The 12,303-nt window shown below is 59.8% G+C and carries 10 protein-coding genes and 2 tRNA genes; 2 read left to right on the plus strand and 10 right to left on the minus strand.

Features of this window, described 5'->3' with window-relative positions:
* Positions 1–187 precede the first annotated feature (187 nt).
* Positions 188–529 (minus strand): DUF1622 domain-containing protein, encoded by a 342-nt coding sequence (locus AXW79_RS18950; protein WP_005317065.1) that lies wholly within the window; start codon positions 527–529, stop codon positions 188–190.
* A gap of 236 nt (positions 530–765) precedes the next feature.
* Between AXW79_RS18950 and AXW79_RS18955 the strand changes: the two genes are divergently transcribed.
* A complete protein-coding gene (locus AXW79_RS18955) occupies positions 766–2,436 on the plus strand; it encodes an Hsp70 family protein (RefSeq protein WP_005317064.1) in 1,671 nt (556 codons plus the stop codon).
* Here the strand turns inward: AXW79_RS18955 and AXW79_RS18960 are convergent.
* The 7 genes from AXW79_RS18960 to pnuC form a co-directional block, all read right to left on the minus strand.
* Entirely contained in the window at positions 2,433–5,192 is a 2,760-nt protein-coding gene (locus tag AXW79_RS18960; protein WP_005317062.1) for a J domain-containing protein, read from the minus strand. The genes AXW79_RS18955 and AXW79_RS18960 overlap by 4 nt on opposite strands.
* Positions 5,193–5,194: 2 nt before the next feature.
* Complete coding sequence (locus AXW79_RS23885; protein ID WP_005317060.1) at positions 5,195–5,554, minus strand: DUF1266 domain-containing protein; 360 nt, start codon at positions 5,552–5,554, stop codon at positions 5,195–5,197.
* Positions 5,555–6,007: 453 nt separating this feature from the next.
* Complete coding sequence (locus AXW79_RS18970; RefSeq protein ID WP_005317048.1) at positions 6,008–6,928, minus strand: alpha/beta hydrolase; 921 nt, start codon at positions 6,926–6,928, stop codon at positions 6,008–6,010.
* Between the two features lie 87 nt (positions 6,929–7,015).
* Complete coding sequence (yqfB, locus tag AXW79_RS18975) at positions 7,016–7,342, minus strand: N(4)-acetylcytidine aminohydrolase (RefSeq protein ID WP_005317046.1); 327 nt, start codon at positions 7,340–7,342, stop codon at positions 7,016–7,018.
* 34 nt (positions 7,343–7,376) lie between these two features.
* Positions 7,377–8,048 carry a Crp/Fnr family transcriptional regulator gene (locus tag AXW79_RS18980; RefSeq protein ID WP_005317044.1) on the minus strand — a complete coding sequence of 224 codons (672 nt, stop codon included), beginning with the start codon at positions 8,046–8,048 and terminating at the stop codon, positions 7,377–7,379.
* Positions 8,049–8,195: 147 nt separating this feature from the next.
* Positions 8,196–8,921, minus strand: coding sequence for a nucleoside phosphorylase (locus AXW79_RS18985; RefSeq protein WP_005317041.1), 726 nt, complete (start codon positions 8,919–8,921; stop codon positions 8,196–8,198).
* Positions 8,918–9,640: a nicotinamide riboside transporter PnuC gene (gene pnuC / locus AXW79_RS18990; protein ID WP_005317039.1), complete on the minus strand. Its 723-nt coding sequence runs from the start codon at positions 9,638–9,640 to the stop codon at positions 8,918–8,920. The genes AXW79_RS18985 and pnuC overlap by 4 nt, the downstream gene beginning before the upstream one ends.
* Positions 9,641–9,935: 295 nt before the next feature.
* On the opposite strand from pnuC, the gene AXW79_RS18995 reads away from it, so the two are divergent.
* Entirely contained in the window at positions 9,936–11,768 is a 1,833-nt protein-coding gene (locus AXW79_RS18995; RefSeq protein WP_005317037.1) for an SLC13 family permease, read from the plus strand.
* Between the two features lie 193 nt (positions 11,769–11,961).
* On the opposite strand, the gene AXW79_RS19000 is transcribed toward AXW79_RS18995, so the two are convergent.
* Positions 11,962–12,046 (minus strand) — tRNA-Leu (locus AXW79_RS19000).
* An 8-nt stretch (positions 12,047–12,054) separates the two neighbouring features.
* Positions 12,055–12,131, minus strand: a tRNA-Met gene (locus AXW79_RS19005).
* Positions 12,132–12,303 lie beyond the last annotated feature (172 nt).

Genomic DNA, 12,303 nt, shown 5'->3' on the forward strand with positions numbered 1-12,303 from the left:
GGCCGGGCACAGAGAGATGACCTCATTCTAGGTGTTTGCAGATGCGTGGGGCAGGGTGTGGGAACGTCTGAAAAGGGTTCCATAGTTGACTGATTGTCAAAAATGAGGGGAGGGTCACAGCGCGGCCCTCCCTTGCCACATATGTGGCAGGAATGGTGGCGTCTTCAATAGCTGTGATGGGAAAGGGTTATCGGTTGGCCGTGACCTGTTCAGCCTGCTGGCGCTCAGCCTGTGCCTCCAGCTCCTTGCCGAGGAAGTAGTTGAGGAAGGTGCGGATCACCGCAATGATGGCGAGACGGATCAGCTCCTCCTTGCTCGGCGCGACAGTGGTGGCCAGTATGTCGGCGGCGAGCTGGAACTCCAGCGCCAGAATAAGCCAGCTGCCAAAACAGAGCCGGATCCGCGGAAAGCCGGGCTGGTGATCCCGTACCCGCGCCGCCAGCCAGAGGGTCTTGCCAAGGCCAATGACCACGCAGGCGATGGAGATGATCTCCAGCAGCAGCTGGAACAGCTCGACCCCGTGCATCATGCCTTCTCTCCATATTGAAATGTCTAACCAAGCCATCACAAGGCGTACTCCTTAGTCGGTAATTATTAGAAAAATGTTATTAACATATTGATTCGTAAAGGCCAAACCATAGTGATAGCCGCATACTATCTGGATGGATGGGCAAGAGGATGCTTGGTTCCACTTGACCACTTTTTGTATGGGACGCACAATTCTTGCTCTTTCATGGACTTAAACAGTTAAGAGGCATTCTCATAATGGAGACGCTTAGGCCAGCTATTGGTATCGATCTGGGGACCACCAACAGTGCGATTGCCGTATGGCAGGATGGTAAGGCCTATCTCATTCCCAATGCGCATGGCCAGGATCTGACACCATCGATAGTCTGCATTGGTGATGACAATACCTTGTTGGTGGGTCAGGCCGCTGCCACCCGCCTGCTGACGGATCCATCCAATACCGCCTCCCACTTCAAGCGTTTTCTTGGCAGTGAGCGGCGTTACAGGCTTGGCAAGGAGCAGTATACCCCGACTGAACTCTGCGCACTGGTGTTGGGTAGCCTGAAGGCTGATGCCGAGGTGTGGCTTGGCCACGAGGTGTATGAGGTGGTGATCTCGGTACCTGCCTACTTTGGCGATCAGCAGCGCAAGCAGGTGCGCCTAGCGGCCGATTTGGCGGGGCTCGATGCGGTGCGTCTCATCAACGAACCGACGGCAGCCGCTATGGCCTACAGTCTGCACGAGCAGCATAGCCGCCGCTTTCTCGTGTTCGATCTGGGCGGTGGCACCTTCGATGTGACCGTGGTGGAGTACCAGGACGGTATCATGGAGGTGCGAGCCTCGGCAGGTGACAACCGGCTTGGCGGCGAGGACTTCACTCAGGATCTGGTCGACGCTGTGCTCGATCAACTCGGCACAGATCGCAGCGATATGCCACTCTCGCAGCTTGGGCTGGTTTATTTGGCCAGCGAGCGGGCAAAGCGCCATCGCAGTGGTAGCTGCTTGGAGGTCGAGCTTGGTGGCGAGTGGAACCGCACACTGCGTTTTTCCGAAATTGAGCTGGCTGGCATCTGGCGCGAGACCCTCAACCGGCTGCGCAAACCGCTGAGCCAGGCGCTCTCCGATGCGCGCCTGCACCCCGAGGAGGTTGATGAGCTGATCTTCGTCGGCGGGGCGAGCCGCCAGAGCGAGGTTCAGCAAACGGCAGTGCGCTTGCTCGGCCGTTTTGGCCGTCACGATCTGGATCCTGATAGGGTGGTGGCTATAGGGGCAGCCATCCAGGCCGCCTGCCGCCTACGCGATAGCGCGGTGGAAGAGCTTATCATGACAGACGTCTGTCCTTTTACGCTGGGCATCGAGGTCAGCCAAGGAGATCAGCACGGTATCTTCAGCCCCATCCTGGAGCGCAATACCGTGGTGCCGGCTTCACGCGTAGAGCGTTACCGCAGTGGTCACGAACAGCAGAAGGCTGTGTCTATCAGCATCTATCAGGGAGAGCGCTTCTGGGTACGGGACAACTTGCATGTTGATAACCTCGAGATCCCGCTGCCGACCGGCAAGGGCATTCAGGAGGTAGATGTGCGCTTTAGCTACGACATCAATGGCATGCTGGAGGTGGACGTGACGCTGGTAAGCACCGGCGAGCTGTTTCAGAAGGTGATCGATAGAAGCCCGGCAGGTGTGACTGAAGAGAGAAAGCGCGAGAGCCGCGAGCGTCTGGCCCGTCTCAAGCACCATCCGCGCGATGCGCTGCCCAATCTGACCCTGAGCGAGCGACTGGAGCAGCTTTATGAAGAGAGTACAGGAAATGAGCGGCGTCAGATAGAGCAGTGGCTGCTGCAATTTGAACGGGTCCTGGCTGGCCAGGACCCGCAGCTGATCCGCTCATTTCGCGAAGAGATGAACGCCCTGCTCAAGCAGTGGCACTAGCCAATAATCTCCTCAAGCGACATGCGGCCCTTGGCATAGAATGCCTTGGGCCACCCGTGGCGCAGCTCTCCCGCTTTGACGCCTGATATGGCAAGTAGATGCCCCAACCAGATGGGCAGTCCCCAAAACGCCGAATTGGAGAGAAACAGAATCGAAAACCACATTGCGCTCCATAGCCAATAGAGCTGTAACACGGGCCGCCGTTTGGTGCCTCGCGTTACCTGATAGATGAGATAGACGTTCAAGAATAAGACGCTACAGAGGGAGAGCAGACTGCCACGCTCCGTCTTCCAGGCCATGTAGGGATCACCCAGTATGGAGAAGGGGTGGTCGCTCAACGGGAAGACCATGAAGAGTTGCAGCAAGCCGATGAGCATGGTGAACAAGAGTGCGCCCTTACCCAGCTGTTTAAAGCGTGAGCGGTCATGAGCTCTGTCATGTGCAAGCTGTTGATTGAGCTTGTCTTCGAGGTAACCGAGCGTGATGCTCGCCGCCTCTCGCTGGTGGGGGGTGAGCAATTCCTGATCCCTTAGCAGCGGCTGGATGAGTCGGCTGTTAAAACCGCTTTGATTCACATCATGGGTCAATAGCCCGATGCAATAGCAACTGGGATGGACAAAGGTGGCGGCATTCTCACAAGGAAGATGCTGCTCCAGAATCGTGGGCGCGGTTATCGTGTCGGTGTCCTGAATCAGGTATCCGTATATGAGGGACTCCTTGTTATACGGATAGTTTGTCAAATCCAGATTCCACTCCTTTCTGATGGCCTCCATTCTTCTGCGTAGCGGGCTCAGCAGGTAGCTATAGGCCGCGTTGCTCTCCGGGTGGCAGAGCAGCAGGTTCCACAGCACTATGTTACTGGCGAGATCCGGCTCGTTATCGAGGCGCCGGCCAATCAGGGCTGCGAGCGCAGGCAATTCATGGGCTCTGGCTCTGTCTAGCAGCGACTGATCGCTCACCTCCGAATTGCGCAGCAGAGCGGTCTGATTGCTCAGGGTCACTGACAGCACGTATTGTTCTGGCCAGCGGGCGCATGCCGTGGTGATGGCCGCCTGATAGATAGTGGGCTGTGCCGAGAGACGCAGTACGGTGGTGAGCGGGGTGTCATCCTGGCTGGGGGGGAGCACGCCCATGGCGTTGCGCAGTGCAGCGAGATGCTGTGTCGGTGTCCAGGCGTAGGCGTAATAAAACTGTGCCCAGCGGAAACAACCGGGCCAGCTTTCGCCGTGCCAGGCATCGCCAAGGCGTGTGTCGTTGTAAAGACGATGGTGTGAGAGATAAGCTCCCAGATGTGTTCCCTTAACCATGTCGTCTTGCCACTCTTCCTCGTCGGCACGCTGAGCGATGGCCTGGAACCAGGCGTCCGGTATCAGCGGATAGCGGCGCAGGCACTCGAGCCACTGTTGCGGCGTGGCGCAGGCAATCTGCTCGGCACTGGGAGGCGCGATACTCAGCCAGTCATCGCTGCCATAGCTGTCAAGCAGTGCGTCAAGCTGGGGTAGTTCTGGCCGTTCGGCCAGTTTGCGGCGAGCGTGGTGTTGTAGCAGGCGTGTGAGATACCGCCAGCCACCCTCGGCCTCGGACAGCTCGGGCTGTGTCAGAGCCGCCTCCAGTGCCTGCCAGGTGCCATATTCGCTGTGCCACCAGAGTCGGGCCAGTGCGCCCCTAAGCCCAGGAATAGACTCGAGTACCAGTATTGTCTGGGGGGCCTGGTCCAGTTTCAGCATCAGATCATGCAACCACTCCTCCATGGGGTCGGGCTGCTGCCAGGGCAGCATCAGCCACTGGGGCTCCCAAAAGGCACTGCGTGCGGTGGACCAGTCGCTGGCGATGGCAAAGGCCTGTAACCAGCGGGCCAGCGTCTGATCGCTGCCCAGATGCCACTGGATAAGGTGGTTGGCGAGCAGCGCCTCGTATTCCCGCTCTGCCAGCGCCTCGGCGATCTGCATCACCAACTGCTCCTTGCCACAGAGCAGGGCTGCGTCGGAGAGTAGGTGCCAGTCGTCTTCACTCAGTGACTCCTGCTCCAGCAGGGTGAGCGCGAGTGAGAGGCGATAACTGGTATTGCCGTCGTTACCGGCGGCGCGCAGGGCTCGCAGTTGCAGGCGCAGCAGATCAGGGTGATCGCCGACCATGTGCTGGGGGTAGTGATAGAGCAGCCCCAACACGTTGTTGCGATCGCCGGCCTCGAGCGATAGGAGCAGGGGCTGATAGAAGGAGAGCACGGCGCGCTGGCGCGCATGATCCAGGGTCGCGAGCCACGCCAGCGGCGCCTGGCGCCAACTGTCGAGATATTCCCCTTGCCGTTGCAGATCGCCACTACGGCGCAGCAGCGCGGCCCAGTCGAGTGCCTGCCACAGGCGCTCGATGAGTGGCCCCGGCAGCCAGTGCCACGCGAAGATGCGCTTAAGTACTTCGTCCGAGAGTTGGCTCTGCTGCACCAGCGAGAGCGGTTGCAATGATGCTTGCCAGAGATCCCACTCGCTGGCGACAAAGCGCCGTTTGGCGTCCCCGAGCAGTGCCAGCAGTGCGGCCAGTTCTGGGGCCTCGGCCGGGCGGGCCAAGCCACCCGCTTGCTCTGCGGCATCACGCATGGCGGGGCGTGGCCGGCTGGCGGCCTCATAAGCCTCACGCAACAGGCGAAATCCCTCCGGGTCATCCTCCGGGTGGCAGTCACGCAGCTTGAGGTGGTAGGCGCGCTTGATGGCGACCAGATCGTCGGTTTCTTGGATCCCGAGTCGTTGCCAGATATCCATGTTTATTCCTGCTGCTCACTGTTGAAGAGGTCGATGAGGCTTTGCGGTTGTGCGACGTCAGGCAGTGGCACCTCATACCAGCTCTGCCCGTGGATCGGGTTGTCGGGGTCTTTGAGGGCGTCCGTCAACATAGATCGCATCAGCTTAGCGATCCAGCCGTGCAGCAACGCATGAGCGGCCTGCTCCGGATCTCCCTCTTCATGGCTGAACTTCCAGAGGCAGCGACCGGCATACCAGGCCTGGGTGTACTGTTCCCAAGAGTGGTAACGCCGACGAGCCTGGTGGGCGAGATGGTTGTGGATGAAGCAGAACTCCTCCTCGCTGACCCAGCCAAAGCGCAGCCCCTCCCGGGTGGCGCCCATAGTCCCATGCCTGCACACCATGGGGGCCGATATAGGGGGCGGTGCGAGCCACAAAATCGAGAGAGGCGCGGTGACTCGGCGAGGTTGCACGCTCACACATGGCTTGCCACTGGCTCGGTGGCAGGCAGTGAAAGGCGCCGTAGTCCTCAAGCATGAGGTGGCCATGGCATTGGCCGAAGGCCAGCTCACGTACCTGCATGTGCAGATCGACGCGGTTCTCTATTCCCCAGTCGTCGGCGAGGGTACTCCTATCATCCAGGCCATCCCGCAGTGAGGTGGGTTTGAGATACTCGCGCCACTCGGTCTGGAAGGCGATTTGCGGCGAGGTTAGGGTCAGCCACCATCGTTCGTATGGGGCAAGATTGGTACTATCTAACATGGGTTTCACCGGGGGGCATTTGAGTCAGCTGGTAACTATAAAGGTGTGCGAAAATGGATGCAATTGATCCTCTGTTACTGGTTGCGCAACCAGCCGGATAGTTGGTCAATGAGCTGACGTGCCGTTTGGCTGACTCCGGCCAGTTGGAAGAAGCCGTGTATAACCCCCTGTTGCCGCTGACAGATAGCCGTGACACCGGCTTGCAGCAGTTTGCGATAGAGGGCTTCCCCCTCATCTCGCAGCGGATCATATTCTGCCGTTACGATATGGGTCGGCGGCAATCCTGACAGGGCGGGATGGTGGAGCGGGCTGGCTTCGGGGTGAGTGGCGGGGAGCTCGCCCATATAGGCGTGAAATCCGCTTAGCAGCATGTCGCGGGTGATTAGGTAGTCATCCCCCAGCAGGCAATAGCTGTCACTTTCGCTCACAGCATCGAGCATTGGATAGATGAGCAGCTGGGCGGCTGGCAAGGGCGCACCTTGCTCCTTGAGTCGCAAGGTGGTGATGAGGGCGAAGTGGCCGCCGGCACTGTCGCCAGCAAGGACAATACGCGCCGGATCGCCATGCCATTTCTCCACATCGGCCATGATGGCGAGCGTGGCTGCCAGTGCATCGTCGTGAGCTGCAGGATCGGTGTGTTCAGGGGCAAGGCGGGTATGTACCGCAAACACTAGTGTCTCGGCGCGATTGCACAGCATCCGCATTTGGCTGTCGTGGGTGTCGAACTCGCCGCTGACAAAACGGTCGCCATGACAGTAGATCACGACCGGACGGCTTGCACTGGAGGTTGGTGTTGGTTGATAGAGGTGAACGGAATAATGGCTGTTTTGCCACTCTTCGACTGCGCCAACCTGTTCCCGTTCACCGCCCAATACGGCCGAAGCAAGATAGCCTTCGCGTCGCACCTGCCAGCTCAGGCTGCTCGCTTTGGGGCGGCCTGCTGCAATGAAATCCGCCACCATGGCTGCAATGGCCGGTTCAAGTTGTGTATCCATAACGCACCAGTGACTGTGTATAAAAACAGTTATTTTGTGCTTTTAGCCAGAGCGCGCAAGTTGCGTTAGCTGAGGCAGCTCACAAAATCAGGTTTCAATCAGCTGGAATTCAATGACATAGAGTGGCGGGAGTTCAGGGTAGATATCCCGGATCACCTGTTTTAGCTCCGCCAGGGTCATGTTCTCCTGGCGGGCGTGTTCGTCGTTGAGGGCATCGAAGGCGACCGACGTGACCGACAGTACCTCAATGGTGCCGAACGGCTGGTGCTCGGGGTTGGTAAAGAGTGCCAGTCGCTGGCCCGGTTGCCACGGGGCTTCGCTCTCGTCGCGAATGGTGATGGTCTTGCGGCCCGCCTGAATATCGGTCACGAAGCGGCTGAAGAAGGTGAACTCGGGATAGGTATGGGTAGACATGGATGCTCCGATAGGGGTGAAGAGTAAATCGAGATTAAAGGTTGAGGTAGGCGCGCAGTTTGGCGAGATCGGCGATGGCGAGGCCATCAGCGCCTTCGCACACGATTCCCTGCTCGACCAGCTCTTTGAGGGCTCGGCGATAGACCCGCTCCGTGGTGCCAAAGCGCGCCGCTTCATGAGCCCGCTTGCGTGAACCCAGCATGGGAGTGCGCTGGCGCTCGCGCCATAGCTCATAAGCAATGTTGTAGGCGATGGGATGCAGCAAGCGGCTGGTGGTGATGTCCAGGGTATCGAGATAATCACTGGCCAGGGCCGCGGCGAAGAAGAGTACCAGGCCGGGTTCTGCCAGCAGCCGCTGGGCCAGCTTGTGCGCACAGATGACGCTGGCATCCAGCTCGGTCTCGGCCACCACGCTCCACTGCACCGGGGTGGCACTGAAGAACTCCATCTCGCCGAAGATCTGGTTGTGGCAGGCTATTTCGCCGAGCTGAAAGATGCGCCCCGAGTGCACAGTGCTGTTGAGGGAGACTCGGCCCGTCTCCACCAGATAGAGGCACTCGCTCTGCTCCCCCTGCCGCATGATGGGTTCGCCCGGCAGGTAGCGGCGCAGGAACAGGCTGCACTCCTCGAGCGCCTTGGCAAATTCGGGTTCTTGCTGGCTGAGTTCGGCGTGAAAGCGGCCGAGAGGATAGGGTTGTTGCTGCATGAGAAGCCCGCGGGGGAAACGAGGGCCATGAGGCTAGCAAGAGCGCGGGCCGGATACCAGCGCCTGTGCCATTGAATGTGCCGGGCTTAACGTTTTGTCAGGGGCCGCTGCGGTACCAGCCCCTGAAGGGGTCAGAATGAGCCTGGCTTACTGCACCAGGGCATGGAGCGCGGCGGCGATGGCCAGTCGCTCGCCGGTCATCATAGCCTGCTCGGCGCTGGCGTAGTCACCCACGCCCTGCTGCACGTCCTGCTCGAATGCCACCACGTTGCAGAGCACGGCGGCGACCCGCACCTTGCGCAGGCGACCCACTGTGAGCAGGGAGGCTGTCTCCATGTCGGCCCCCAGCAGGCCGCGCTCGTGCCAGTAGCGGCACACCGCCAGCTCGTCATCCCGGTAGAAGCTGTCGTGGGATCGCACCAGACCGTGCCAATGGGGCAGGCCGCTGGCGGCGATGTGCTCGAGCAGGGCTGCCTGCAGGCGAATGTCGGCGCAGGCAGGGTACTCGGGGGGCAGATAGGCTTGTGAGGCGCCATCGTGGCGTACGGCCCCTTCCACCACGATGAGATCTCCCAGTGCTATCTCATGTTGCAAGGCACCCGCCGAGCCGACCCTGACCAGTGCTCGGGCGCCGGCTTGCACCAGCTCCTCCAGCGCTATGATGGCCGACGCGCCGCCTATGCCTGTGCTGCAGACTGTGATGGGCAGTCCCTGATAACGGCCGTTGATCAGGCGAAACTCCCGGTGCTGGCCCAGTACGTCACACGACGCCAGCTGGTTTGCGATGCGATCGACCCGGGCCGGGTCGCCGCACAAAACCACCCGCTCGGCAATCTGATCCGGGCGGCATTGCAGGTGGGGCAGCAGGCTCATGCGATCACTTCCTGCCGTTGGCGTTTAGCCGCAAGCATCCAGAGGCGGGTACCGTTGGCGGCAATAAACAGCAGGATCAGGTACTCCAGCGACATGGCATAGACGCCCTGGGCGGCATAGACGCCGATGCTGATGATGTTGATGACCACCCAGAGGATCCAGTTCTCCACGTATTTTCGGGTCATCAGGATCTGGGCGACCACGGAGAGCACCGTCATGCTGGCATCCCAGAACGGGAAGGCATCGGGGGAGGGCTCAGGGGTTGCGAGACCCGCGCCCAGCAGGTTGAGCAGGGAGACAGAAGTGCGTGCCAGCGCGGCGAACACAGGGTCGATATAGCGGGTCAGCAGGGCAATGGCCAGCACGCTCAGGGCAGCGGTCACCATCAGCTTGGACTTGCTCAGCCAGCGGACTTGCAGTGTGTCCCCCTGATCGTTGGCGGGGCGAGTCCAGGCGTACCAGCCGTAGAGGTTGGCGCAGAAGAAAAAGAGCTGCAGCATCAGCAGGCCGTAGAGCTGGATCTGGAAGAAGATGATGGCAAACAGACTGACGTTGATAAGGCCGAACAGGTAGTTGATGGTCTTCTCCTGACTGGCAAACCAGATGCAGGCCAGGCCAAACAGGGTGCCGATGGCTTCAATCCACGACATGGCGTAACCGCCGCCCAGCGGTATGGTCACCAGGGTGTGATTGATGCTGAACCACTCGAATATGCTCATTTTCGTTTCCTTTGAAAATTTGAAAAAAGGGAGGTGATCGGAACGGGCCTATTCTAGGGGCTGCGCAGGGTCGGCCGCAGGACTTTTGTCCGCCCCGGCCTGAGCCACATCAAAGAATGGGTCAAAGAAGTGTGACGACGGCGCGCCCTTTTACGAATCGCGTGGGGGGCGGGATATGCGATGATGCTCCTCCCCTTTATTGATATGTAACAAATCGGGGCAGAATAAGCTGTGGTCTGATGGAGTCCGTGGTTGCACCCTGGTGCAATGGCGGAGATGAACGAAAGGAGCGAGTGTGAATGCCGAACTGATCTGGGTCCTCTGCATGCTGGTGGGGGCCATCTATCTGTTTATGACCAACAAGGTACGCATGGATGTGGTTGCCCTGTTGATCATCATACTGTTTGTGCTGAGCGGCACCCTGACCCTGCCGGAGGCGCTGGCGGGATTCAGCGATCCCAACGTCATTCTGATCGCCGCCCTGTTCGTGGTGGGGGAGGGGCTGGTCCGTACCGGCATTGCCTACCAGGTGGGGGATATGCTGGTGAAGGTGGCGGGCAGCAGCGAGATCCGCATGCTGGTATTGCTGATGGTGGCAGTCTCCCTGCTGGGGGCCGTGATGAGCAGCACAGGGGTGGTGGCCATCTTCATCCCGGTGGTGCTGAGCGTGGCGAACCGCATGGGGATACCGGCGGGCAGGTTGATGATGCCACTCGCCTTTGCCGGCCTCATAAGCGGCATGATGACGCTGGTGGCGACCCCGCCCAACATGGTGGTCAACAGTGAGCTGATGCGCCACGACATGCCCGGTTTCGGCTTCTTCGACTTCTCTCCCATGGGGGTCATAGTGCTGGCGATGGGGATCCTCTACATGCTGCTGATGCGGGGCTCCCTGGTGTGTGAAGGGGAGGAGGGCAAAGGCAAGCCGGCAGGACGCAGTACCATGCGGGAGCTCATCCGTGATTACCGCCTGACCGGGCGGGCTCGCCGCCTGGCATTGCGCCCGGATTCCCCCCTGATTGGCCACACGCTGGACGAGTTGCAACTGCGCGCCCGTTACGGTGCCAACGTCATAGGGGTGGAGCGCTGGCGCAAGTTCCGGCGGGTAATGGTCACCGTCTCCGGCGTTACCGAGTTCCAGGCCAGGGATGTGCTGCTGATCGACATGTCCGATCCCGAGGTGGATATTCGCGAGTTTTGTAGCGAGGCTCGGCTCGAACCCATGATACTGCGCGGTGAGTATTTCTCCGATCAGGCGCGGGAGGTCGGCATGGCCGAGGTGTCGCTCATTCCCGGTTCCCGCCTGCTGGGCAAAAGCATTCGTGAGGTGGCGTTTCGCTCCCACTATGGCCTGAGCGTGGTCGGGATCCGCCGCAACGGCGAGGCGCTGACCGGCAAGCTGGTGGACGATCCCCTGCTGATGGGGGACAGTCTGCTGGTGGTGGGGAACTGGAGCCTGATCCGCTTGCTGCACACCCACAACCGTGACTTCCTACTGCTTGGGCTGCCCGCCGAGGTGGACGAGATGGCGCCAGCCCGCAGTCAGGCCATCCCTGCACTGATCTGCCTCGGGCTCATGGTGGTGTTGATGGTGACCGACCCTGTTCCCAACGTCGTAGCGGCCTTGATTGCCTGCCTGCTGATGGGACAATTTCGCTGCATCGACATGGAGAGCGCCTACAAGGCCATCCACTGGCCAACCCTGATCCTCATCGTTGGCATGCTGCCCTTTGCCCTGGCACTGCAGAAGACCGGCGGGGTGGACTTGATTGTCGGCGGACTGATAGCTGCAGTGGGGGAGATGGGCCCAAGGGTGATGCTGGCCAGCCTGTTTGCCCTGTGCGCCCTGATTGGGCTGTTTATTTCCAACACTGCCACGGCAGTACTGATGGCGCCCATAGCGCTCGGCACGGCCCAGCAGATGGGCGTGTCACCCTATCCATTTGCCATGACTATTGCCATCGCGGCCTCGGCGGCCTTCATGACGCCAGTCTCGTCGCCGGTCAATACCCTGGTGCTCGGGCCTGGCAATTACAAGTTCATGGATTTCGTGCGCATTGGCGTGCCCTTCACCCTGCTGGTGATGGTGGTGAGCGTCATCGCCATCCCCTGGTTCTTCCCGTTCTGACCTGTGGTTATCAGGGCAAAGAGACAAGCGGCTTGCGAGCCGCTTTTTATTGGGCTGTCGCGAGTACAGGAAGGGGCAACCGCGGTCGAGCAGGGCTGCGGTGTGAGCTGGGCAAGGGATGACAAGAGGCTGTCTGGTGAAAAACAGGTACAAAAAAACCAGCGTGAGCTGGTTTGTTTGGTACTGCTATTAATGGTGCGGAAGGAGAGACTCGAACTCTCACACCTTGCGGCGCCAGAACCTAAATCTGGTGCGTCTACCAATTTCGCCACTTCCGCAGTATTAATGGTGGCTATGACGGGATTCGAACCTGTGACCCTCGCATTATGAGTGCGATGCTCTAACCAACTGAGCTACATAGCCGTCTTGTGCTCGACGCGAGTCAAATACAAGTAAAAGACGCGAGTCAAATACAAGTAAAAATGGCTGGGTACTAGGGTTTGGACCTAGGCACGTTGACGAGATCAAAGTCTCTCACGCTTACCACAGCACATCATCGACAGGTCGATGACGGGTAAAAATGGCTGGGGTACTA

The organism is Aeromonas salmonicida subsp. salmonicida (genome assembly GCF_001643305.1).
Lineage (GTDB): Bacteria > Pseudomonadota > Gammaproteobacteria > Enterobacterales > Aeromonadaceae > Aeromonas > Aeromonas salmonicida.